The organism is Amycolatopsis sp. FU40 (assembly GCF_021903635.1).
Classification (GTDB): domain Bacteria; phylum Actinomycetota; class Actinomycetes; order Mycobacteriales; family Pseudonocardiaceae; genus Amycolatopsis; species Amycolatopsis dendrobii.
In genome coordinates this window covers 2,389,450-2,413,158 of record NZ_CP091381.1, presented here as the reverse complement: position 1 = coordinate 2,413,158, position 23,709 = coordinate 2,389,450, and the positions used below count along the sequence as shown (strand labels likewise).

Genomic DNA, 23,709 nt, shown 5'->3' with positions numbered 1-23,709 from the left:
CCGCCTTTCCGGCAACAGGTTTCCCTCGGACGGTAGGCGCGGACGGCACCGTGCGGCAGCGGCGTCGGTCCCCTCGCGGACGGACCTTCGGCCCCTCCGCGCCGGTCCGCGTCCAACGGCCCGCCCGACGGGGACTTTCGGCTCCAGAGCGTTCGCCGACCTGCGGATCAGACTCGGGCCAGAGACGAATGGAGGTCGCCATGTCCCTCAAACCCGAGCACGACAAGCCCGCCGCGGGACGGACTCCCGCGCACCGCCCCGAACCGGACTCGCCGCGGGCAGGCTACGGCGCGCGGTCGCTCGCCGTCCTGCGGATCGCCGCCGGCTTGCTGTTCCTGTGGCCGTTCGCCGACAAGCTGTTCGGCCTTGGCTACGCCACCCCCGCCGCCGGGGCCTGGCTGCGCGGCGGCTCGCCCACCAACGGCTTCCTGAGCAACGTCGACGTCGGCCCGTTCGCTTCGATGTTCCACGCCTGGGCCGGAACCTGGTGGGCCGACTGGCTGTTCATGCTGAGCCTGCTCGGCATCGGGCTCGCGCTGGTCGCCGGGGCCGGGCTGCGGATCGCCGCCGTTTCCGGCACCGTGCTGATGCTGCTCATGTGGGCCGCGGAATGGCCGCTCGCCCGCACCACGGGCGCCGGGGCGCCCACGCACTCGACCAACCCGATCCTCGACTACCACCTCGTCTACGCCCTCGTCCTGATCGCGCTCGCCGCGGCGTGCGCCGGGGACACGTGGGGAATCGGCCGCCGCTGGGCCGCCTTCGTCGGCGACCGGACCTGGCTGCGCTGAACCGCTTACGGGCGTCCGCTGTCCTGGCGGACGCCCGCAGTCTCGCGAAGGAGAAACTGTGAAGGCACTCGTCTACGACGGCCCCGGACGCCGGTCCTGGACCGACCGCCCGGACCCGGAAATCCTCGCGCCGACCGACGCGATCGTCCGGATCGACGCCGTCACCATCTGCGGCACCGACCTGCACATCCTGAAAGGCGACGTGCCCGAGGTCGAACGCGGCCGGATCCTCGGCCACGAGGCGGTCGGCACCATCGTGCGGATCGGCAACGCGGTCTCCGCGGTCAAGCCGGGCGACCGGGTGCTCGTGTCCTGCATCAGCGCGTGCGGCCGCTGCGAATACTGCCGCCGCGGCGCCTACGGCCAATGCCTCGGCGGAGGCGGCTGGATCCTCGGCCACCTGGTCGACGGCGTACAGGCGGAGTTCGCGCGGATCCCGTTCGCCGACACCTCCGTCTACCTGCTGCCGCCCGCGGTGAGCGACGAGTCGGCGCTGCTGCTGGCCGACATCATTCCCACGTCCTACGAGGTCGGAGTCCGCAATGGACAGGTCGGCCCCGGCGACGTAGTGGCCATCGTCGGCGCGGGCCCGATCGGCCTCGCCGCCATCACCGCGGCCCGGCTCTACAGCCCGTCGTCCGTCATCGTGATCGACAAGGAACCCGCCCGGCTGGCGGCAGCCAAAGCGGCGGGTGCCGACGTGACGGTCCAGCCCTCGGACGCGGAAGCCGCGGTCCGCGAGGCAGGCGGCGGGCTCGGTGCGGACGTGGCCGTCGAAGCAGTCGGTGTCCCGGAAACATTCGAACTGTGCGCGGAGCTCGTCCGCCCCGGCGGCCGGGTCGCGAACATCGGCGTGCACGGGAAACCGGCCACGCTGCATCTCGAACGGCTCTGGATCCGGGACGTCACCATCACCACCGGCCTGGTCGACACCTCCAGCACGCCCATGCTGCTGCGGATGCTGGCGGGCGGACACCTCGACGTGAGCCGGATGGTCACGCACCGGTTCGGGTTGCAGGAGATGGATGAGGCTTATGACGTTTTCGCGCATCCGCAGGACAGCGGAGCGCTGAAGGTCGCTCTGTTCCGCGAGTGAGCCGCTGCGGTCCGGCTGAAGGTGCGTGAGGGGAACCCTCACGCACCTTCAGCCCGTATCAGGCGGGGCGCGCGGCCTCGTAGCAGCGCTGCCGTTCTTGGTGCCACAGCGTCGATTCGTCGAGGTCGCGGTATTCGCTTCGCAGTCGCCGGGCCAGGCCGTAAAAGCCTTCGCTCGGCCGGCCGCTGTCCTTGGAGACGACGAGCGCGCTCCACAGGGGCGCTTCCTGATCCGCCGCCCGGATCGAGACTTGCTCCAGGAAGTAGCCCAGGTGATTCGGCTGTACGCCGACGCGTCTGCCGAGCGGCACGTACTGGATCAAGCCTCCCCCGGAGGCGACACCGTACAGAATGTCGGCAATCCGGTCCACGCGGTCCATCTCGAACGTCTCAGGCATCGGCACCCCAGCGGAGTCGACGGTGTAGTTGTGGTGGGGAGTCGCCCGGGCAACCGAGACTGTTACGGGACGTACCGCGGCGAGACACTCGTCCGCGCACTCCCGTCGGCGAACACCCGGCCCGGACTCACGGCCGATGGATCGACCGGTCCGGGAACAACCCGCCCTGCGCGGGCTCCCCCGGCCGGATGTCGCGGTCGTCCAGCTCCGCCCGCAGGCGCGCCTTCACCTCCACCACGCCGTCGACCCGGCCGACGAGGGCCTTCAGCACCGGGATCATGCTGTAGCGCTCGACAGTCCCGTCCAGCGACACCACCCCGTCGTGCACCGAAACGTACAGCGTGGACGGGTCGACGCACATCTCCTGCCTCAGGACTTCGTCGCGCACTTCCTCGCGAATCTCGTTGTCCGGCCGCAAATACGCGCGCACCAGATCCGCCCGCGAGACGATCCCGGCGAGCGTTCCGTCCGATTCGAGCACCGGCAGCCGGTGCACTCGATGGCTCTCCATGAGCTGGGCCGCGCGCAGAACGTCGTCGTCGGCAGAGACGGTGATCGCCGGCGTGGTCATCAAATCGGCAGCGAAGAGCGCTTCGGCCTTGTGCCTGCCGTGGCGCGCCTTCGGTCCGATGCCGTGGTGTTCGACGTTCCGCTCCAGCAGATCGCCGCGCGAAACGACGCCGAGCACCCGGCCGTCCTTGTCGACGACCGGTGCGCCGCCGACGCCGCGTTCTTCCAGCAGTGCGGCGACGGCTTTGAACGACGTGCCCGATGCGATCCGCGCGACGTCGGTGGTCATCACCGAGCGGATCCGGCGTATTCTCTTCATCTTCCGCTCCTCACAGCAGGGGTCCGGGGTAGTACGAGCCCGCGGTTTCCTTGTCCGGCAACGGTTCCCGTTCTTCGGCCGACCGGGCCGGGACGATCACGACCGGGCAGCGCGACTGGCGCAGGCAGTACTCGGAAACCGAGCCGACCAGCAGGCGCAAGACCCGGCTGTGCCCGTGGCTGCCCAGCACCAGCATCGCGGCGTCCGCCGACGCGCGGACCAGCGCCGGGCCGGGGGCGCCGTCGATCGTGCCGCTGCGCACCCGCACCCCCTCGAAGTCACCGCGCGCCTCGTCCAGCACGTGGTCCAGTTCGTGCTGATAGCGGGACGCGATCTCGGACGGCGTGCGGCTGACGGCCGACTCGATGTCGGCGAGCGGGTCGAACGTCCAGGCCCGCAACGCCACCACGGTCCGGCCGCTGGCCTTAGCTTCCGTCAGCGCCCAGCGGACCGCCGCGGCACTGCCCGCCGATCCGTCGACGCCTACGACGATTTCCTGTTCATTGGCTGTGGTCATGACTTTCTCCTCCGCACAGGCTCGGGCGCTCAGCGCGCCTTTTCCAGCAGGACGCGGCGTTCGGCCGCGGCGATCGCGCCGCGCGCCGCCCCGATCGCGTCCGGGTTGACCGAGATCGACGTGATCCCGGCGCGCACGAGATGTTCGGCGAACGCGGGATTCGTCGACGGCGCCTGGCCGCACAGCGACGACGTGATGCCGCGGGCGCGGGCGGTGCTCACGATCCGGGTGATCGCGTCGAGCACGGCGGGGTCGGCCTCGTCGAACAGTTCGGCGCACACCGCCGAATCCCGGTCGACGCCGAGCATCAGCTGGGTCAGGTCGTTGCTGCCGATCGACACCCCGTCGATGCCCAGCCCGGCGTACTCGCGCAGCCAGTAGACGACCGACGGGACCTCGGCCATGATCCACCGGTGCAGCCCGCGCTGCTTGCCGAGCGGGCTCGCGTCCACCGCCTCCAGGCACGCCTCCAGCTCCCACTTCGTGCGCACGAACGGGATCATCAGGTGCAGGTTCGGCGTCCGCTCCCGCACCCGCGCCAGCGTCCGCAGCTCCAGCGCGAACAGGTCGTGCTCGCGCACGTACCGGTAGCAGCCGCGGTAGCCGATCATCGGGTTGTTCTCGACCGGTTCGTACTCGGCTCCGCCCTCGAGGCCGCGGAATTCGTTGCTGCGCAGGTCGGTGGCCCGGTAGACGACCGGACGCGAGCCGAACGCGGTCGTGATCCGCAGCAGCGATTCCGCCATCGCGTCCACAAAGGACTCTTCCTCGCCGCGGGCGAGCAAGGCGCGCGGATGCCGTCCGCCGAGCGCGGAGGTCAGCAGGAATTCGGCGCGGAGCAGGCCGACGCCGTCGACCGGCTCAGCCGCGACCTCCTCGGCGTGGTCGGGCATCGCGAGGTTGACGTAAAGCCGGGTGCCGATCGCCTCGGTCGCCGCCGGAGCGGCGACGGGGGTCGCGTGCACCGCCTCGTGCGTGATCGCTCCCGCCCGCACCTCGCCTTTCGTGCCGTCGACCGTGATCAGCGTGCGGTCCGCGAGCACCCGGGTGGCGTCGCCGGTGCCGACGACGCACGGGACGCCCAGTTCGCGGGCGACCACCGCGGCGTGGCACGTCATGCCGCCGCCGTCGGTGACCAGCGCCGCGGCCCGGCGGATCGCCGGGACCCAGTCCGGGGTCGTCATCGGGGCTACCAGCACCTCGCCGTCGCGCAGCCGCCGTGCCTCGGCCGGGTCGTGCAGCACCCGGACCGCGCCGCTGCCCTCGCCGGGCGAGGCGGCGAGCCCGGTCACCAGGACTCCGGCGGCTTCTTCCTGCACCGGAGGCAGGGTCGTGATCGGGCGGGACTGCACGAGCCACGTCTTGTGCTCGGCGATCGCGAACTCGATGTCCTGCGGAACGCCGTAGTGGTCCTCGACCCGGCAGGCGAGCCGCGTCAGCCCGAGCACGGTGGCGTCGTCGAGCACGCGCCTGCCGCCGACCTGCGCGGTCAGCGCGACCTTCACGTCTCCCCCGCCCGCTTCCGGGATGATCTTGTGCGTCTGGGCGCCGATCCGCGCGCTGAGCACCCGGAGGTCCTCTTTCGCCACCACGTAGGTGTCCGGGTCCACCGCGCCGCTCACGATCGCCTCGCCCTGGCCGAACACTGCTTCGACCACTGCCCGGTCGCGGTCGCCGGTGCGCGGGTCGGCGGTGAAGATCACGCCCGACCGCTCTGCCGGGATCATCCGCTGCACGACGACCGCGATCGCCGGTTCGCCGGTGAATCCCCGGCTCGCCCGGTAGCTCACCACTCGCGGCGAGAACAGCGACGTCCAGCAGTCGACCAGTCGCGCGGCCAAGGCTTCTTCGTCGACGACGTTGGTGTAGCTGGCGTTCATGCCCGCGAAGGAGGCTTCGCTGCCGTCCTCCCCGGTGGCCGACGAGCGCACCGCCACCACGGGCTGGTCGCCGAGTGCCCGGTACGCGCCGGTCACCTCGGACGCCAGCTCCTGCGGCAGCCCGGCCGAGCGCACCAGCTCGCGCAGCCGCTCGCACGCCGCTGCCAGCGCTGCCGCATCGTCCACCGCGGTCAGCGTTTTCGCGTGCAGATCGGCGACCTCGGTGCGGACCCCCGCGGCCTCCAGCGCGGACCAGTACGCGTCGCGGGTGACGACGAACCCGTCCGGCACCGGGTAGCCCGCGGCGATCAGCTCGCCGAGGTTCGCCCCCTTGCCGCCCGCGGTCTCGGCGTCGGAAAGCCGGATGTCGGCCAGTTTTCGCACGTGTGTCATGACAGTCCTCCTCAAGAACGGCGGGTCAGGAGCCGGAACAGTTCGTCCGCGCCCCAGACCAGCACCGGCATCGGCACTAGCACCGCGTACACCCACGCGGGCAGCGCCGCGGTGCCGAAGACGTCCTGCAGCCAGGGCAGGTAGATGAGCGCGGCGGCGAAAAGGAGTTCGAAGGCGATGCCGCCGAGCAGAAGCTTGTTGGTGCCCAGACCGATCGCCCGCAGCGACACCCGCTCGGTGCGGGCGGCGAACGCGGTTCCGATCTGGCAGAACACGATCGCGGCGAAGCTGGCCGTCGTGGCTTGGAGATAGGCGTGGTGCAGCGGCGAGCTGTCGGACACGTCCGCACCGGGATGCCAGCCCGCGGCGTACAGCACCGCGAAGTAGGCGCCGAGCACGAGCACGGCCGACAGCACTCCCATGATTCCCCAGGCCCGCAGGAGCATCCGGCCGGTCACCACGCCTTCGCGGCGGGAGCGCGGGCGGCGGGCCATCAGCCCGGGCTCGGCGGGTTCCCGGCCGAGGGCGAGCGCGGGCAGCGTTTCGGTGCCGAGGTCGATCGCGAGGATCTGCAACACCGTCAGCGGCAGCGGGATCGCGCCGCCGGAAATCGCGAACAGCAGGAACGGCAGCACTTCCGGCACCGCGTGCGCGAAGATGTAGAGCACGAACTTGCGGACGTTGTCGAACACCCGGCGGCCCTCGCGGACCCCGGCGACGATGGTCGCGAAATTGTCGTCGGTCAGTACGACGGTCGCGGCTTCCTTCGCGACATCGGTGCCGCCGACGCCCATCGCCACCCCGATGTCGGCCCGCCGCAGCGCCGGCGCGTCGTTCACCCCGTCGCCGGTCATCGCGACGACCTCGCCGCAGTCGCGCAACGCGTCGGCGATGCGGAGTTTGTCCTCCGGCGCGGCGCGCGAGAACACCACCTCGTCGCCGCCGACGAGCACCGAGTCGAGGTCCGGCTCCGGCATCCGCGCGAGCGCGGCGCCGTCCACCACCCGGTCGGCGCCAATGCCCACCCGGCGGGCGATCTCGGCCGCGGTCAGCCCGTTGTCCCCGGTCACGACGTGCACCGTGATCCCGGCGGAATGGCAGTCCGCCACCGCGTCGGCGACCTCGGGACGAGGCGGGTCGACCAGGCCGACGAAGCCGAGCAGGCACAACCCGTCCTCCGCTTCGGCCCGGCTGCCCGGGATCGCCGGTGCGTCCCGCCGGGCCACGGCCAGCACTCGCAGCGCGCGCCCGGCCATGCTGTCGACCAGCGCGGACAGCCGCGCCCGCCGGTCCGCGGTCAGCTCCGCTCCGCCCAGTTCCGTGCTGCACAACGGCAGCACCTGCTCGGGCGCGCCCTTCACCGCGACGACGAGTCCGCCGTCCACTAGGTCCACTGTGGACATTCGCTTGAGCCGGGGATCGAACGGGTACAACGCTTTCCGGGCGGCCTCGCGGGCGCTCGTGGTGACGTTCTGGCCATGGTCATCGGCGAATCGCAGCAGCGCGAGTTCGGTCGGGTCGCCGGAGCCGCCGGCCACATCCGCGGTGCTGCACCGGGCGAGCACGGCGGCGGTTTCGCGCGGGTGCGCGGATTCCGCCCCGTCCGGGCCGCGCAGTTCCTCCACTCGCATCGAGTTCTGGGTCAGCGTGCCGGTTTTGTCGGTGCAGATGACGGTGGTCGAACCCAGCGTCTCCACCGCCGACAGCCGTTTCACGAGCGCGCCCGCTTTCGCCATCGACCGCACCCCGGCCGCCAGCGCGAGCGTGATCGTGGGCAACAGGCCCTCGGGCACGTTCGCCACCAGCAAGCCGATCGCGAACACGAAGGCGGCCGACCACGACAGTCCGGCAGCCACGCCGAGCGGCAGGAACCCGACGCCGACCACCACCGCGACCCCGGCGATCAGCCACGCGACCCGCCGCACCTGCCGCTCCAGCGGGCTTTCCTCGCGGCCGATCCGGGCCGACAGCGACGCGATCCGGCCGATTTCGGTGCGTCGCCCGGTCGCGTGCACCACCGCCCGCGCCGAACCCGCGACACAGACGGTGCCGCTGAAGACCAGCACCGGGGAGTCGAGCGCGCGGTCGGCGTCGTCCGCGGCATCGGCGGTCCGGGTCACCGGGGCCGACTCGCCGGTGAGCATCGACGCGTCGACGTCCACGGTGCCCTCGATCAGCCGCGCGTCCGCCGGGACCCGATCGCCTTCGGCGAGCAGGACGATGTCGCCGCGGACCAGTTCGGCCGATTCGAGATGCGCGACCAGTCCGTCGCGCAGCACGGCGCTGCGCTCCGGCAGGTACTTGCCGAGCGCTTCGACCGCGCGTTCGGCTTGCTGCTCCTGGAAGAACGCGAGCAGGCCGTTCAGGATGATCACCCCGACGATCGCGATCGCCAGGTTGGTGGTGCCCGCGAACCACGCCAGCCCGGCCGCGACCCACAGCAGCAGGGCGAGCGGGTGGACCAGCTGGCGCAGCAAAGCCAGCGGCCACTGCCTGCCGCCCTTGTGCGGCAGCTCGTTCGGCCCGTAGGCCTGCAGCCGCCGGGCCGCCTCGCGGCTGGTCAGACCGCCCGGCACGGAACGGAGATCGCGCAGCAGCAGGCCGATCGGCTCCCGTGCGTCGATGTCCGGCTCCGCGGTCGCGGGCGGCGGGCGAAGATGCGTGGTCATCGGACTCCTTCAGCTCTCGAAGTCAGCTCTCGAACACCAGGACGACCGCCTGCGGCGCGCGGCCCTGGTTCCCGGGGCGCACCTCAGTCGTCAACCCGCGGACCGCGGCGGCGACCCGCAGCGAATGGGCCGCCGCGCCCACCAGAACCCGGTCGACGCAGCTGTCGCCGTCGGCTGTCACCGCGAGGCCGGGGCTGCCCGCGTGCGGCGTCACCTGGGTGCGCGGCCACGGGTTCTCCCCCGCCAGCCCGGCGAGCACCGCCGGGTCCTCGACCGGCACCGCCCGGCCGCGCGGCGGCCCGGCGACCGCGCGCAGGGCGAGATACCGGTCCCAGTCGCTCGTGGTCGCCGGATCGTCCGCGCCCGGGGTCACCGCCGCCACGACGTCCGGGCGGCCCGGATCGCACGGAAACGACAGCACCGGACGGATTCCCAGCCCCCGCAGCACGATCCAGGCCGCGGACAGCGCGGTGCCGCATCCGGCGAGCACGTGGCGTCCGCCGGGATCGTGCCGGAGCCTGCCGACGCGAGCGATCGCCAGCTCGCCGGTCCGGGTCTCGACCACGAACCGGCGCACGTCCAGCCGCGCCAGCGCGTCGACGAGCACCGCCCGCGTGCAGCGGTCCCAGGCGAACGCGACGTCGGTCATCTGCCCGCTCCCGCAGGCGCCAGGGACGCCGCCCGGCACGTGGCCAGCAAACTCGCGGCGTCGGTGACGGTGACCCGGTCCTCTAGCCCCGCGGGCACGGTCACCGGCAGGCCCGGTTCCGGCGGGACCAACGCGACCGGGACGAGCGCCCGCAGCGCGCACACGACGCCGTACTCCCGCGCGGTGATCTCGTCCCCGGAGCCGCGGACGTCCACGGCGAGCACCGGCGGGTCGGCGCGGTCGTCGAGCGGGCACGAGGTCCCCGGCCCGAGGGCGAGGCAGATCCCTTCCCGCGAATGGCACCGGCTGACCCGGCACCCGTTGTCCCGCAACGGCCCGCTGAGCGCGTCGCAGTCACCGAACTTCGCTTCGGTCAGCAGTACGTGCACGGTGCACCTCACTTCCCAGATCCGCGAGCACGGCTTCCGCGCCGCGGGCGAGTTCCAGGTCTTCCCGGGCGCGGACGACCAGCACCGGCACCGCCGAGCCCGCCGAGCTGATCACCCGGTCCGCATCGGACTGCGCGAGTTCTCCGACCCGCACCCCCAGCACCCCGAGACCGTGCGCGACCTCGGCGACCGTCTCCGGCTGGTAGTGCGCGACCCCGCCGGTGAACACCAAAGCGTCCAGCCGGCCGAGGCTGACCGCGGCCGCGCCGATCTCCCGGCGGAGACGGTGGACGTAGACCTCGACCGCCAGCGCGGCATCGGCGTTCCCGGCCGCTGCGGCCGCCCGCACCTCGCCGAGATCGCCGCTCGTCCCGCTCATCCCGGCGAGCCCGGACCGCAGGCACAGCGCGTCGGCCAGCTCGTCGGGTCCCATCGGCGCGGTTTTCATCACGTGCAGCAGCAATCCCGGGTCGATCGAGCCCGACCGGGTGGCCATCGCGGGTCCCTCCAGCGGGGTGAATCCCATCGACGTGTCCACGCTCCGCCCGGCGCGCACCGCGGTCACCGACACTCCGGCTCCGACGTGCGCACAGACCAGTTGCAGCTCATCGACCGGCCGCCGCAGCAACTCCGCCGTCCGGCGCACCGCGTACTGCACCGACAAACCGTGGAAACCGTAGCGGCGCAACCGGTTCTGCCGCGTCCACTGGCGCGGCAGCGGATAGTGCGCGGCCGCGTCGGGCAGGTTCGCGTGGAACGCGGTGTCGAAGCAGGCCACCACCGGCACACCCGGCAGCAGGTCCCGGACCTGCCGGGCGACGTCCAGCGACAGCGGCTGGTGAATCGGAGCCAGCGGGACGAGCCGGTCGAGATTCGCCACCACCCGGTCGGTCACCAGCACCGGGCTCTTCTGCGTCCCGCCGTGGACGAACCGGACCGCCACCGCGTCCGGCAGCGGCCAGCGCTCCACGGCATCGACGACCGCACGCGACATTTCGCTCTGCCAAGCCGCCCAGCCCACCGCGACGCCGTCGTGCACGACTGCCGCCTTCAGGCTGGACGAACCGGGGTTCAGGGTCAGGATTCGCACTGGGTTCTCCTCGTGGTCGCCTCAGCCGGACAGCTTGCGCAGGTACGGGTCGGCGGGCTTCCGGCGCTCCAGCCGGACCCGGACGTCGAGCGCGGCGCAGCCGTCCGCCCGCGCCGCGACCGGATTCAGGTCCAGCTCCGCCAGCTCCGGCACGAGCGTCGCCAGCCGGCCGGTCTTCAGCAGCAGTTCGCGCACCGCGGCCCGGTCGATCCCGGACGCCCACAGCGCCTCGGCCGAGCGAAGGCCGTCGAGCAGCAGGTCCGCGTCCGGACCGGTGAGCGGGGCGAGCCGCGCGGCCCGGTCGGCCACCAGGTCGGTGTCGACCCCGCCCAGCCCGAACACGACCAGCGGCCCGAACACCGGGTCCGACCGCACGCCGACGAGCAGTTCACGGCCTCGGTCGGCCATCGGCTGGATCACCACGCCGCGCAGTCCCGGACCGAATCGCGTCAGCAGCAGCCGGTACGCGTCCCGCGCGCCGAGCGGTCCGTCGACGCCGAGCAACACGCCGCCGCCCGCGGACTTGTGCAGCAGCCCCTCGGCGTCCGCCTTCACCGCGAGCGGGCCGTCGAATTCCTCCGCCGCGCCAACGGCTTCGGTCTCGTCGCGGGCGTAGCGGGTCGGCACCAACGGGATTCCCGCGAGCCGGAGCAGTTCCGCCGCGGCGGCCGGCGCCATCCAGCCCTCGCGCTCCGCCGCTCGTGCTGTCGCGAACTCCCGCACCGCAGCGGCGTCGATCTCCGGCAGCGGCGAGGCATCCGTCTTGGGCCGGGCGAGCCACTCGGCGTACTCGGCCTGCCGGGCGAGCACAAGCGCGGCGGTCGCCGGGTCGTCGTAGCAAGCGGTGACCGCGGGTCCGTCCGCGCACAGCGGCGACACCCGTTCCCGTTGTCCCGGCCGGACCGCGAGCACGGTCTTGTCCGCGCCCGGCAGCACGTCGGCTAGCGCGGCCGCGGGGTTCCCGACCGCGGTCGGCACCGTCGCCGCGATGACCGCGTCGACGCCGGGGTCGGCGAGCACGATCTGCAGTGCCTGCCCGAATTTCTCCGCCGGAACCGCGGCCGTCGTGTCGACCGGGTTGTGCACCGCGGCCTCGGCGGGCAGCAGCTCGCGCAGGCCTTCCGCCGTCTCCGCGGACAAGCTCGCCATCGTGAGGCCTTCTCGCTCGCACGCGTCGGCCGCGAGGACCCCGGCCCCGCCCGCGTTGCTCAGCACGGCGATACGCCTGCCGCGCGGAAGCGGTTGCCAGGAAACACCTGCGAGCACATCCACCAGTTCGGCGACCGTGTCGACGGCGATGATGCCCGCCTGCGCGTAAAGCGCGTCGCGGGTCACCGCAGGCGTCGCCGCGGCGGCCGTGTGCGAAGCAGCGGCGCGCTGGGCGGTCCCGCCGCTTCCGGCCCGCACCGCGAGCACCGGCCTGGTCCGCGCCAGCCGCGCCGCCAGCCGGGAGAATTTGCGGGGATTGCCGAAGGATTCGAGGTACAGCACCACGAGCTCGGTGCGCCGGTCGCTCGCCCACCACAGCAGCAGGTCGTTGCCGCTGACGTCGTATTTGTCGCCGGTGGAGACCAGCGAGGAAAGCCCGAGGCCGAGGCCGGTCAGCGCCTCGACGAGCGCGATCCCGACGCCGCCGGACTGGGTCGCGACGCCGATGTTCCCGGCCCGCGGACGGCGGGCGAGGAAGGTCGCGTCGACCGGGCAGGACGGATCCGTCGAGAGCACGCCGAGGCAGTTCGGTCCGACCAGCCGCATGCCGTGTCTGCGCACCGCTTCCCGGACGCGCGCGCCCGCTGCGGTCCCGGTCAGCCCGGACGAAACGACGACCGCCGCGGCCACGCCGCGTTTGCCGCATTCCTCCACCGCGTCCGCGGCGGCCTCCGCCGGAAGGCAGATCACCGCCAGTTCGGGAGTCCCGGCCAGGTCCGCGACCGACGGCACGCAGCGCACGCCGAGGATCTCTTCCGCCACCGGGTGCACGACCTCCACCGAACCGGGAAAGCCGCTGGCCGCCAGGTTCGCGAGGACCGCGTGCCCCACCGACCCGGCCCGCCTGCCCGCGCCGATCACCACGACCGACGCCGGACGCAGCAGGTGCGCCAGGCTCGCCGCTTCGGCGACCTCGTCGCGGCGGGCGAACGCGTCCGGATAACCGTCCTCGCCGTCGAGCCAGATCGTCACCGACCATTCCGGGCCCTCGTGGTCGATCTCGTACCGCAGGCCGAGTTCGGCGAACACCCGGATCACCTTCGCGTTCTCGGCCAGCACCTCCGCGACGAACCGGCTGATCCCGTTCGCCCGCGCCGCCGCGGCGAGGTGTTCGATCAGCAGCGTCGCGATTCCGTGCGTGCGCTGATTCCCGTCGACGACGAGCGCGATCTCGGCATCGGCGGTGTCCCCGATCCGTTCGCAGTGCGCGACTCCGGCCAGCGTCCCGTCGAGAAAGCAGCCGACGGCCAGGTGGCATTCGCCAGGCGCCGAGGTGATCTCCGCCGCCAGCTTGTCCACAGTGGACGGAAGCGGCCCGAAGAAGCGGAAATAGCGATCCCGCTCCCCGAGGCCGGTGTGCAGCCGCAGCACGGCCTCGGTGTCGGCCGGTCCGAGCGGACGCACGAGGCCGACCTGTCCGTCGGCCAGCAGCACCCGGGCGGGCTGGTCCGCGCTCATCGGAGCTCCTTTCCGCACGAGGCGGCGGGCACGGCCGCGACCGCGCCCGCCGCCACCGGGCGTCATGCCTTGTCGACGTGGATGGTGACCTGCTTCTCGTGCGGCTGCTGCGCCAGCGGCATCGAGATCTCGAGGATGCCGTCGGTGTACTTCGCGGCGATCTTGGCGGCCTCGGCCCCTGCGGGCAGGCCCACCGTGCGGCTGAACTTGCCGTAGTAGAATTCGCTGCGGCCGCCGTCGTTCTTCTTCGCTTCGCGCTCCGCCTCGATGGTCAGCAGGCCGTCGTGCGTCGTCACGGTGATGTGCTTGTCCGGGTCGAACCCCGGCAGCTCGGCCCGCACCGTGTACTTGCCGTCCTCAGTGGACTCCTCGATCCGCACCGGGTTGTGCTCCGTGAACGGCCAAGGGTGGTCGAGCCAGGCGGCGATGCTCGGCAGCGCCATCCGGGATCCAGGCAACAGTGACGTCATTGCGCACTCCTCTCTTCGCGAACGGTGTCGCACCTTCATGCAACTCCGGGCGCCCGGCGCGGCGACGCGGCCGGATTGCCTGAAGGCGATGGACGAAGGTCACCGGCCAGTGCACTCAGCTCGCGCGCGACGGCGCGGCCCCAGGCGCGGATCACCGGCCAGTCGCGGTTGTCGCCGTCGCGCACCCGCAAGGCCGCGGCCATCGCGCGTTCCGGGAACCGCAGCAGGGACCGGTCGAGCCTGCCGCCGAACAGCCGGTGTTCCCTGGCGCCGCTGCGGGCCAGCACCTCGGTGACGTCCACCGGGTCCTCCCCGGGTTTGGTCCGCTCTCCGACCGGCCCGCTGGAGAACAACCACACGGGGATGCGCGCCAGCTCGTCCTGATGCTCGCGCACCAAGGTCCGGGCGGGCTCCAGCCAGTGTCCGAGGTAGACCGCGCTGCCGAGCACCGCCGCGTCGCAGCCGTCGAACGACGTGACGCTGCCCGCGTCCGCCACGACGACCTCGGCGGTCGTGCCCGCGCCGGCGAGCTCGCCGCGCAGCGACGCCGCGATCTGCTCCGCGATCTCGCGAGTCGCCCCGTGCCGGGTCGCCACCGCGACAACGATTCTCATGAGACTCCGTCCTTCCGTCGTGTTCAGCGGGCGACCACGACCGGGCAGGACGCGTGCGCCAGCAGCCCATTGCCGGTGGAGCCGAGCAGGCCGCCCGCGACCGGTCCGCGACCGCGGCTGCCCACGACGACCAGCCGTGCGCCGGGGGAAATGCCCGCGAGCGCCCGGCCCGCCGAACGCGCCCGCACCGCGCGGACCCGCACCGGAACCGCCGGGTATTTCCGGGACCACGCTTCGACCTGCTCCCCGACGCCGCTTTCCCGGTCGTCGTCGTGCCGCACGTGCACTGCCTCCACCACAGCTCGGTGCACATCAGCGGTTTCGAAAGCGAAAGCCAGCGCGCGCTCGCTGCCGCCGGAATCGTCGACCCCGACCACCACCGGCCCTTCCGGATCCGCGCACCCGCGCACGACCGCCACCGGGCACCGGGCGGACGCCGCCACGCTGAGCGCCACTGAACCGGTGACCGCTCCCCGCACGCCGGCCGCTCTGGGCGAGCCCAGAACCAGCAGCCCGGCCTCGGCCGACTGCGCGGCCAGCAGACCCGCGGCGGCCCCGAGCCGGAGACACATCCGCACGCGGACTTCGGGCACCGCGCGGCGCGCCTCGTCGGCCGCCTGGCGCAGGAGGCGATACCCGGGTTCGAGCACCAAATCCGTGCCTGCGGGCGGTTTCCCGTGCGGCATCAGGTCCGGGTCGGCGAACCGTTCGGCGCGGAAGACCACCAGTCCGCTGCCGCGCGGACGGGCCTGCGCCGCCGCCCATCGCACGGCGGCCAGCGACTCCGCCGATCCGTCGACCCCGGCGACCACCGGCGGAATCATCGGGGCGGCTCTGGCGCCGATTCCGGGACGACGTCGCGTTCGTTCTCGCTGGCCGCCCGTTGTTCCTCGGCGAGCAGGTACCGCCGCATCGCCGGGCCGTGTTTGCCGTGCTGCCCGCGCTCCGCGACGCTGCGCCGGGCCTCCTCCTCGATCAGCGCTTTCTCCTTCTCGTCCATCGCGTGCCTCCTCCGAGCCGGGTCTCTGAGCCGACGCTATGGCCGCGCCGGCCCCGGTCGCTGCGGGCGGACGTCCGCGTCGGCGGAGTCTTTGGTCCCGGGGCGAGAGGCGCTGCGGCCCTGCCGCCCGTGCCTGCTCGGCGAGAGATTCGGGCTATGACATCCGCGACTTTCCCGCTGGGCCGCATCGCCGGAATCCGCGTCGGCGCGCACTGGTCCGTGCTGATCGTGATGGGTCTGCTGGCCGATCTCCTCGCGACAACTGTCCTTCCGCTCGGCGCCCGCGGTTCGCCGGTCGCGGTCAACTGGACGGTCGCCGCGGCGAGCGCGCTGGTGTTCCTGGCATCGCTGCTCGCGCACGAGCTGTGCCACGCCCTCGTCGCGCGGCATTACGGACTCCGGGCGGAACGCATCACTCTGTGGTTGCTCGGCGGCGCCGCGGAGCTGCCCGAGGAACCGCCGACCCCGCGCTCCGCACTGCTCATCGCGGCGGCAGGCCCGGCCGCGAGCTTGGTCGTCGGCGGCGGCTTCCTCGGGGCGGGCGCGCTCGCCTCGCCGGTGCTGCCCGCGGTGGTCACCGTGGCGCTCACCTGGCTCGGCTGGGCCAACGGCGTGCTCGCGGTCTTCAACCTGCTGCCGGGAACACCGCTGGACGGCGGGCGCATCCTGGAGGCCGTCGCGTGGCGGCTGACCGGGAACCGGACCCGTGCCCGGCGCATCGCCGCTGCGGGCGGCCAAGTGCTCGCGAGCGCGCTCGCTGCCTTCGGCGCCTGGCAAATCCTGGCGCTGGGCACGCTTTCCGGCCTGTGGATGATCGCCATCAGCTGGTTCCTCGCCGTCGCCGCGCGCGCGGAGCTCTCCGCCGCCCCGCTGCGCCAGCTCCTTTCCCGGCTCCGGCTCCGCGACGTCATGAGCACCGACCCGGTCACCGCGCCCGGCTGGTACACCGTGCAGGGCTTCCTCGACCAGGCCGCGCACACGCGCTTCCGGACCTTCCCGGTGGTGACCTTCACCGGAACCCCGGTCGGCGCCGTCAGTCTTTCCGCACTGTCCCGGGTGCCGGAAACCGAGCGGACCGCGACGCGGCTGGAGGACATCTGCGTCAAACCGCCCGCCTGCCTGATCGCCGGGCCGGACACGCCCCTGTCCGAGGTGCTCAGCAGCGTGCGGCTGCGTCCTGGGCAGGACCTGGTGCTCGTCGTCGAACACGGCGCACTCGTCGGAGTCGCCGCACCGGGCGACCTCGCCCAAGCCCTCGAACTCGCCGGGCTCGGCATCCGGCCCGCTCACGACGCCGGCAGCGTGAAATAAGCCTCTTCCTCCTGCGCGAAATGCAGGGTCAGCACCGCGTCCAGCCCGTACAGCGTCGCACGCAGATCGTCGACCTGATCCGCCTGGATCCCCGACGGCGACTCCGCCAGGTGCCGCTCCAGCCGCCGCGTCAGCCGGGCGATCTCGGCGTGTGCGCGGCTCATCGGCACTGTGCTTTCCGGACCGCCCAGTGCACTGGCCAGCGCCGGGTACAGCTCGGTCTCCTCCGCCGTCTCGTGCGGCAGGACTTGCCCGAGCAGGACGTCGCAGGCGTGGCGGACGGCCCGATCCGCCGCCGGGACCGGTCCGTCGGCCAGTGCGTCCGCGGCCTGCCGGATCGCCAGCAGCGCGGGGCGGAGCCGCTCGTGCTCGGCCTCGAAGCGATGGACCAGCTGGGCGGGCGCGGGAGCGGCGATCGCGGGCACCCGCAACGCACGCAAGGCGTTGAGGATGACCGCGACGTCAATGCCTTCCTGCACGACCGCGCCCCAGACCGGTGTCAGGAAACCGGTCGCGGCGGCAGCCATCGCCGCCAGCGACAGAGCCACTCCGGCCACCGCGCTCTGCACTGCCAGCCGCCGCGCGCGCCGGGCGATCTCTGCGGCGTCGGCGAGCCGGTCGAGCCGGTCGTCCAGGATCACCGCGTCGGCCGCCTGCGCCGCTGCCGTCGCACCCCGGGATCCCAGCGCGACGCCGACGTCCGCGGCGGCGAGCGCCGGAGCGTCGTTGACCCCGTCGCCGGTCATCACGACGAGCCCCTCGGCCCGAGCCGCGGAAACCGCCGCGAGCTTCTCCGCCGGGGTGACCTCCGCCTGGACGCGGTCGAGGCCGAGCAAAGCCGCCACTTCCCGCGCGTTGTCGACCCGATCGCCGGTGAGCAGCCCGATCGTGGTGATCCCCGCCGCCCGCAGCCGGCGCGTCGTGCGGGCGGCGTCGGGGCGGACCCGGTCCTTCGCCAGCAGCGCCGCCACCGGCTCGCCGTCTTGTTCTACCCACAGCACGGTCGCCAGGTCGAGCCGTCCCCGGCGTGCCGCACTGCGCGCCCATGACGGTGTCTGCTGGTCAGCGGTCAGCCTGCCCACCCGGACCAGGTGTCCCCCGACGCGTCCGCGGACCCCGGAGCCGGGCACCTCGCCGACCTCCGCGGCGGGGACGCGTTCGATCCCGGCCGATTCCGCCGCCCGCACCACAGCCGCGGCCAGCACGTGCGGCGAGTAGTACTCGACGCTCGCGGCCAGCCGGAGCACGTCCTCGGCGGTACGTCCCGGAGCGCACACCACGTCGGTCACCTCGGGCCGCCCGGCGGTGATCGTGCCGGTCTTGTCCATGAGCAGCACCCGGGCCCGGCCGAGCGATTCCAGCGCCGCGCCGTCCTTGACCACGACCCCCGCCCGCGCCGTCCGCGACATGCCCGCGGTCACCGCGATCGGCACCGCGAGCAGCAGCGGGCACGGAGTCGCCGTCACCAGCACCGCGACGGCGCGCGTCACGTCGCCGCTCAGCAGCCACGCCGCACCGGCCATCAGCAACGCGGCGGGCAAGAAATAGACCGCGGCCCGATCCGCCAGCCGGGCAACGGGCGCGCTCTGCGCTGCCGCCGACTCCGCCAGCCGCACCACTCCGGCGTAAGTGCTCTCGTCCGCGCTCGCCGCCGCCGTGATCTCCACGGCGGCGCCGGCGTTCACCACTCCGCTGCGGACCGCGTCTCCGGCCGGACGGGCGACCGGGAGCGGTTCGCCGGTGAGCGCGGACTCGTCGAACACCCCCGCGGCCGGGAGCTTCCCGTCGACCGGTACGACCTCGCCCGGCAGAACGACCACCGTGTTCCCCGCGGCCACTTCGCCCGCCGGAATCTCGCGAAGGTCGTCTCCGGACCGCACGTGCACGGTCTGCGGCACCCGGTCCAGCAGCGCGGTCAAGTCCCGCGCGGCCCGGCGCTGTGCCCGCGATTCGAGCACCCGCCCGGTCGCGACCATCACCGCGACCACCGCGCCCGCGAGAAACTCGCCCACCGCGAGGGTCGAGGCGAGCGCGAGCACCGCCAGCGAATCCGCGCCCCAGCGCCGATGGCGCAGATCCTCGGCCACCCACCAGAGCGCGGGCGCCAGCGCGACCGCGGTCGCCGCCGCCCAGCAGCCGCCGGAGCCGGGTGTTCGCGACAGCCAGAGAATTCCCCCGGCGAGCAACAGCGCGGCGACCGCGACGAGCAGCACCGCTTCGCCCGGCAGCTGATTCCGCCACCGTGTCATGACGCCTCCCCGGCGATTTCGTTCTGGTCCACTGTGGACAGATTCAGTCGGCGTGCAGGACGGCGGCACCGGTGACCCGGTCCGCCGCCAGATCCGCCAACGCCTCCGCAGCCGCGGACAGCGGATAAGACATCGTCCGGACGTGCAGCCGGTGCGCTCCCGCGAACTCGAGGAACTCCCGCGCGTCCGCTCTCGTGTTCGCGGTGACGCTGCGCACCTGCCGCTCCTGGAAGAGATGGCGCTGGTAGTCCAGCACGGGAATCTCCGAGAGATGGATCCCCGCGATCGAGAGCGTGCCGCCGCGGTCCAGCGCCGCCAGAGCGACCGGCACCAATTCCCCGGCTGGGGCGAAGAGGATCGCGGAATCCAGCGGCTCCGGCGGCGCCTCGGCCGCGTCGCCCGCCGACGCGGCACCGAGTTCGAGCGCCAGCTTCCGCGCTTCCGGACTGCGGGTCAGCACGTGCACTGTCGCCCCGCGGGCGAGCGCGACTTGCGCGGCGAGGTGCGCGCTGCCGCCGAAACCGTAGATACCCAGCCGTCCTCCGTCAGGGACCTGGGCCCGCCGCAACGCGCGATAGCCGATCACGCCGGCGCACAGCAGCGGAGCGAGCTCTTCGTCGGAGTACCCGGCCGGCAGCCGATGCGCGTACGCAGCCGAGACGACGGCGTACTCCGCGTAGCCGCCGTCGGCGTCCCAGCCGGTGTACCGCGACTCCGGGCACAAGTTCTCCCTCCCGGACCGGCAATAGCGGCACACGCCGCAGGTACCGCGCAACCACGCGATGCCGACCCGGTCCCCCGCCTCGAATCCGCCCGCCCGCGGCGCGACCACCTCGCCGACGACCTCATGGCCCGGCACCACGCCCGCCCGGTGCACCGGCAGATCGCCCTCGGCCACGTGCAGATCGGTGCGGCACACGCCGCACACGCGCACCCGCACCAGCAGTTCGCCGTCACGGGGCTCCGGGACCGGCATCCGCTCCCGCACCAGCGGTCCGCCCGCCATCGGTCCGGGCGCGCGCACCCGCCAGCCTCGCATTTCCGCCGTCATCGCGGCTCCTCTCGTCCGGCGTGCCCGGTCCAGCATGTCGCCGGGCCGGGCGCCGAACGACGTCCGCAGGTCCCGCCCGCCGGGGACATTAGGCTCTTCTCGCCCGGTGCCGTCGTTGCGCAGAGTCGTCCCATGACTGCTCCCGCGCGGCGCCGGCTCGCCGCGTCCGGTGTCCTCCTGGCGCTGATGCCTGCCCTCGCCGCTTGCGCGGCCCGCGCCGACGCCCTCGCCGAACCCGGTCTGAGCCCGGGGTTCTGGCTGGGGCTCTGGCACGGGTTCATCTGCCCGATCACCTTCCTCGTGTCGTTGTTCAACGACCACGTCGGCATCTACGAGGTGCGCAACAACGGGCATCTCTACGACCTCGGTTTCGTCGTCGGCGCCGTGCTCGTCGCCAGCGTCTTCCACGGGCCCGCACACGCCCGGCGGCGCCGCCGCAGGGGCGAGTAGGCCCGGATGTCGCGCACCGCCCGCCCCGGGCCGCCTCCGGACCCGCCCCCGCACCAGCCCGAAGAACGCCACTACGGCGGACTCATCGGGCTCCTGCTCACCGCCGCCGTCATGGTGACCGTGGTGCTCATCGCCGGTCCGTCGCTGTGGACCTCGTCGGTCCCGGCGCTCGCCTACACCGAACTTCTGTCCAAAGTGGACGCAAATCAGGTCGCCGCGGTCACGGTCGGCGGCGACGGCGCGGTCTCCGGGAACTTCCGCGACGGCGGCAAGTTCACCAGCCAGCTCCCCACCGCGCTGGGCGATCCGCGGCTGGCGGAGAAACTGCGCGAAAAGAACGTCCCCGTCACCGGCACGAAGACCAGCAGCGGGGATTCGATCGCCACCACGCTGCTGGCCTATCTGCCCATCCTGCTGATCTTCGGCCTCCTCTGGTGGGCGGGCCGCCGGGCCCAGCGCACCCTCGCCGCGGGCGGTCCGGGCGGGCTCGGCGGCATCGGCGGGTTCGGCCGGTCGAAGGCCAGGATCATCGAAGCGCAACGCCCGGACACCCGCTTCGCCGACGTCGCCGGATACGAAGGGGTGAAGCAGGAGATCGCCGAGGTCGTCGACTTCCTGCGCGATCCCTCGCGTTACGCCGCCGCCGGGGCGAAAGGGCCGCGCGGGGTGCTGATGGTCGGGCCGCCGGGCACCGGCAAGACGCTGCTCGCCCGCGCGGTGGCCGGCGAGGCGAGCGTGCCGTTCCTGTCGATCACCGGGTCGGCGTTCGTGGAGATGTTCGTCGGCGTCGGCGCCTCCCGCGTGCGCGACCTGTTCTCCGAAGCCCGCGACCGCGCGCCGTCGATCATCTTCATCGACGAGATCGACGCCGTCGGCAGCCGTCGCGGCATCGGCGGCACCGGCGGGCACGAGGAACGCGAGCAGACCCTGAACCAGCTGCTGGCCGAAATGGACGGTTTCGACCAGAGCAGCGGCACCGTCGTGCTCGCCGCGACCAACCGGCCGGAAACCCTCGACCCGGCGCTGCTGCGGCCCGGCCGGTTCGACCGGCAGGTCACCGTGCCGTTGCCGAATCAGGCCGAACGCGCGTCGATTCTCGCGGTCCACATCAACGGAAAGCAGCTCGCCCCGGACGTCGACCTGACGGTGGTCGCGCGCGGCACTCCCGGGTTCTCCGGCGCCGATCTGGCCAACCTCGTCAACGAGGCGGCGATCAACGCCGTGCGGGACGACCGCACCGTACTGACCGCGGACGACCTCGCGACCGCGCGCGACCGCGTCCTGCTCGGCCGCCGCGACGCGTCGAACGCGCTGCTGCCCGAAGAACGCCGATCTGTCGCCGTGCACGAGGCCGGGCACGCTCTCGTCGCGGCGCTGTGCGAGCACGCCGACCCGGTGGCGAAGGTGACGATCCTGCCCGCCGGCCTGGCGCTCGGCGCCACCGAGCAACTGCCGGAGGCCGAGCGGCGGCTCTACTCCGAGAGCTACCTCGCCGATCTGCTCGCGGTGCGGCTGGGCGGACGCGCGGCTGAACTGGTCGTGCTGGGCGAAGCGTCGACCGGCGCGGCCAACGACCTCGCCAGCGCCACCGCGGTGGCCGCGAAAATGGTCACCGAGTTCGGTCTTTCCCCTGCGCTCGGCCCGATCGGATACAGCCGCGGCGGTGCCCCGGGGGTCGCAGGCGACGGCCCGGAACTGCTCGGCCGACCGTACTCCGAACAAACGCAACGGGTGGTGGACCGGGAAATCGCTCGCCTGGTGCGCGAGGCGGAAGCCCGGGCGGTGGCGCTGCTCGAACAGCATCGCGACGCACTCGGCAGGCTCGCGGAGCGGCTGCGCGAAGAGGAGACCGTCGACGGGACAGTCGTCCAGGCAGTCCTTCGGTCCGCCGCGAACGGGCAGTCCGTGCCCGCGATCTCGGCCGAGCCTCGGGACGCGGCACCGCGATAGGTGCCGATCCGGTGGCCAAAGTCCCCGGACAGCACAGAAAACCGCCCGTCGCCGCCAGCTGGCGGACCCTCCGGAACGGGCAGTGCGGCCCTCGTTCAGCGGAGCGTCGCGGCGGAAGCTCAGACGCAACGAAAGCGAGGCGACCATGAGCATTGACCGAATCTCCCCCGATCGCGTGCCGGCGGCGCGGACGGCCGCGCTGGGGCTGCTGCCGAGCGCTCGCGTCGACGCCCGGTACGCCGAGCTCGCCGACCTCCGGCTCGCGAGCACGCTGACCGACGAAGACGCCCGGGAAGAAGCCGAGCTCGACCCGTTCGACCGGATCACCTGCCGGACGCATCGCCGCTGGCTCCACCAGTGCGTCTCCTCCCCGCACCACGCGGTGCCGGTCAGCGGCCATCGCTGGTGCCGTCCGTGCGCCCGCCCGCTCGACGCGGCGGTCGACGAACTCGCCGGCGATGTGCGCTTCTCGTGCCCGCGCTGCGGGCAGACCCCGGACAACCGGGCGACCCGGCAGCTGACCCGGGCGTGCCGCGCTAGCATCGCCGCAGCCGCCGACCGGTGGCCCGACCGCGACCTGTGCGCATGACCGCACCCCGCCGGATGCCGAAGACGAGCGAACCCGAAGCACCCGCACTGGAACCTGAGCTGCTCCGCGCTTTCGTGGACCTGGCCGACACACTCGCCGACGACTACACCCCGGCCGGACTGTTCCAGCGGCTCACCGGATATTGCGTCACTTTGCTCGGCGCGACCGCGGCCGGGGTCCTGCTCGTCGGCAGCCAGGGCGAACCCGAGATCCGCTACGCGTCCGGCGACACCGACGCGCTGCTCGGCTCGCGCCGCACCGGCGTTCCCGGTTTCGGGCAGACCATTCCGCTGGGCCTTCGCGGAGAAGCACTCGGCACCCTCGTGCTGCTCAGCCCGGAACCGCTGTCCGGGGACCAGCTCGACGCCGCCCGCGCACTGGCGGACATCGCCTCCGTCGGCATGCTCCAGGAACGAGCCATCCGGCACGGCGCCACGCGCACCGGGCAATTGCAGCGCGCCCTCGACAGCCGGATCGTCATCGAACAGGCCAAAGGCGTGCTGGCCTGCGCCGGCGGCATTCCGGTCGACGCGGCTTTCGAGCGGTTGCGCGCCTACTGTCGCCGCAACAACCTCCGGATCGGCGCGGTAGCGGACGCGGTCGCCCGGGCCCTGCTGCCTCCGGCTCAGATCCTGCGGGACTTCGCCCGGTGAGTTCC

General features: G+C 72.9%; 22 protein-coding genes. 7 read left to right on the top strand and 15 right to left on the bottom strand.

Annotated features, from left to right (window positions below):
* The first annotated feature begins 200 nt into the window (after positions 1–200).
* On the top strand, positions 201–791 hold the full coding sequence (locus tag L3Q65_RS12020; RefSeq protein WP_182896183.1) for a hypothetical protein: 591 nt from the start codon (positions 201–203) through the stop codon (positions 789–791).
* 58 nt (positions 792–849) lie between these two features.
* Positions 850–1,887, top strand: a complete 1,038-nt coding sequence (locus L3Q65_RS12015; RefSeq protein WP_182896184.1) for an alcohol dehydrogenase catalytic domain-containing protein — start codon at positions 850–852, stop codon at positions 1,885–1,887.
* 58 nt (positions 1,888–1,945) lie between these two features.
* Here the strand turns inward: L3Q65_RS12015 and L3Q65_RS12010 are convergent, their stop codons facing one another.
* The 13 genes from L3Q65_RS12010 to L3Q65_RS11950 all read right to left on the bottom strand — a co-directional run bounded on the left by L3Q65_RS12010 (position 1,946) and on the right by L3Q65_RS11950 (position 15,451).
* Entirely contained in the window at positions 1,946–2,284 is a 339-nt protein-coding gene (locus L3Q65_RS12010; protein ID WP_182896185.1) for a hypothetical protein, read from the bottom strand.
* Positions 2,285–2,411: 127 nt separating this feature from the next.
* Positions 2,412–3,113 carry a CBS domain-containing protein gene (locus L3Q65_RS12005; RefSeq protein WP_182896186.1) on the bottom strand — a complete coding sequence of 234 codons (702 nt, stop codon included), beginning with the start codon at positions 3,111–3,113 and terminating at the stop codon, positions 2,412–2,414.
* Between the two features lie 10 nt (positions 3,114–3,123).
* A complete protein-coding gene (locus L3Q65_RS12000; RefSeq protein ID WP_182896187.1) occupies positions 3,124–3,630 on the bottom strand; it encodes a universal stress protein in 507 nt (168 codons plus the stop codon).
* Positions 3,631–3,659: 29 nt separating this feature from the next.
* On the bottom strand, positions 3,660–5,903 hold the full coding sequence (gene ppsA / locus L3Q65_RS11995; protein WP_237599657.1) for a phosphoenolpyruvate synthase: 2,244 nt from the start codon (positions 5,901–5,903) through the stop codon (positions 3,660–3,662).
* Positions 5,904–5,914: 11 nt separating this feature from the next.
* Entirely contained in the window at positions 5,915–8,572 is a 2,658-nt protein-coding gene (locus L3Q65_RS11990; RefSeq protein ID WP_182896189.1) for a cation-transporting P-type ATPase, read from the bottom strand.
* Positions 8,573–8,594: 22 nt separating this feature from the next.
* The gene (locus L3Q65_RS11985; protein ID WP_237599656.1) at positions 8,595–9,221 is read right to left on the bottom strand and encodes a hypothetical protein; all 627 of its coding nucleotides are present in this window, start codon (positions 9,219–9,221) and stop codon (positions 8,595–8,597) included.
* On the bottom strand, positions 9,218–9,610 hold the full coding sequence (locus L3Q65_RS11980; protein ID WP_182896191.1) for a hypothetical protein: 393 nt from the start codon (positions 9,608–9,610) through the stop codon (positions 9,218–9,220). Before L3Q65_RS11980 ends, L3Q65_RS11985 begins: the two co-directional genes overlap by 4 nt.
* Positions 9,576–10,700 (bottom strand): acetate/propionate family kinase, encoded by a 1,125-nt coding sequence (locus L3Q65_RS11975; RefSeq protein WP_237599655.1) that lies wholly within the window; start codon positions 10,698–10,700, stop codon positions 9,576–9,578. The genes L3Q65_RS11980 and L3Q65_RS11975 overlap by 35 nt, the downstream gene beginning before the upstream one ends.
* A 21-nt stretch (positions 10,701–10,721) precedes the next feature.
* Complete coding sequence (locus L3Q65_RS11970; RefSeq protein ID WP_182896193.1) at positions 10,722–13,367, bottom strand: GNAT family N-acetyltransferase; 2,646 nt, start codon at positions 13,365–13,367, stop codon at positions 10,722–10,724.
* Between the two features lie 62 nt (positions 13,368–13,429).
* Positions 13,430–13,837, bottom strand: a complete 408-nt coding sequence (locus L3Q65_RS11965) for an Hsp20/alpha crystallin family protein (RefSeq protein ID WP_182896194.1) — start codon at positions 13,835–13,837, stop codon at positions 13,430–13,432.
* Positions 13,838–13,872: 35 nt separating this feature from the next.
* Entirely contained in the window at positions 13,873–14,451 is a 579-nt protein-coding gene (locus L3Q65_RS11960) for a flavodoxin domain-containing protein (protein WP_182896195.1), read from the bottom strand.
* Between the two features lie 23 nt (positions 14,452–14,474).
* Positions 14,475–15,275, bottom strand: a complete 801-nt coding sequence (locus L3Q65_RS11955; protein ID WP_237599654.1) for a universal stress protein — start codon at positions 15,273–15,275, stop codon at positions 14,475–14,477.
* A complete protein-coding gene (locus L3Q65_RS11950) occupies positions 15,272–15,451 on the bottom strand; it encodes a hypothetical protein (protein WP_182896197.1) in 180 nt (59 codons plus the stop codon). Before L3Q65_RS11950 ends, L3Q65_RS11955 begins: the two co-directional genes overlap by 4 nt.
* A gap of 156 nt (positions 15,452–15,607) precedes the next feature.
* Here L3Q65_RS11950 and L3Q65_RS11945 point away from each other — a divergent pair, with 156 nt between their 5' ends.
* Positions 15,608–16,762: a site-2 protease family protein gene (locus L3Q65_RS11945; protein ID WP_237599653.1), complete on the top strand. Its 1,155-nt coding sequence runs from the start codon at positions 15,608–15,610 to the stop codon at positions 16,760–16,762.
* Here L3Q65_RS11945 and L3Q65_RS11940 read toward each other — a convergent pair.
* Both L3Q65_RS11940 and L3Q65_RS11935 read right to left on the bottom strand, forming a co-directional pair.
* Positions 16,738–19,011: a heavy metal translocating P-type ATPase gene (locus L3Q65_RS11940; protein WP_237599652.1), complete on the bottom strand. Its 2,274-nt coding sequence runs from the start codon at positions 19,009–19,011 to the stop codon at positions 16,738–16,740. The genes L3Q65_RS11945 and L3Q65_RS11940 overlap by 25 nt on opposite strands.
* Before the next feature lie 43 nt (positions 19,012–19,054).
* Positions 19,055–20,050, bottom strand: a complete 996-nt coding sequence (locus tag L3Q65_RS11935; RefSeq protein WP_237600884.1) for a zinc-binding alcohol dehydrogenase family protein — start codon at positions 20,048–20,050, stop codon at positions 19,055–19,057.
* A gap of 144 nt (positions 20,051–20,194) precedes the next feature.
* Here L3Q65_RS11935 and L3Q65_RS11930 point away from each other — a divergent pair, with 144 nt between their 5' ends.
* The 4 genes from L3Q65_RS11930 (at position 20,195) to L3Q65_RS11915 (ending at position 23,704) form a co-directional block, all read left to right on the top strand.
* A complete protein-coding gene (locus L3Q65_RS11930) occupies positions 20,195–20,512 on the top strand; it encodes a hypothetical protein (RefSeq protein WP_182896200.1) in 318 nt (105 codons plus the stop codon).
* 6 nt (positions 20,513–20,518) lie between these two features.
* Entirely contained in the window at positions 20,519–22,462 is a 1,944-nt protein-coding gene (ftsH, locus tag L3Q65_RS11925) for an ATP-dependent zinc metalloprotease FtsH (protein WP_237599651.1), read from the top strand.
* Positions 22,463–22,607: 145 nt separating this feature from the next.
* On the top strand, positions 22,608–23,051 hold the full coding sequence (locus tag L3Q65_RS11920) for a hypothetical protein (RefSeq protein WP_237599650.1): 444 nt from the start codon (positions 22,608–22,610) through the stop codon (positions 23,049–23,051).
* Entirely contained in the window at positions 23,048–23,704 is a 657-nt protein-coding gene (locus L3Q65_RS11915; RefSeq protein ID WP_237599649.1) for an ANTAR domain-containing protein, read from the top strand. The genes L3Q65_RS11920 and L3Q65_RS11915 overlap by 4 nt, the downstream gene beginning before the upstream one ends.
* Positions 23,705–23,709: the final 5 nt, after the last annotated feature.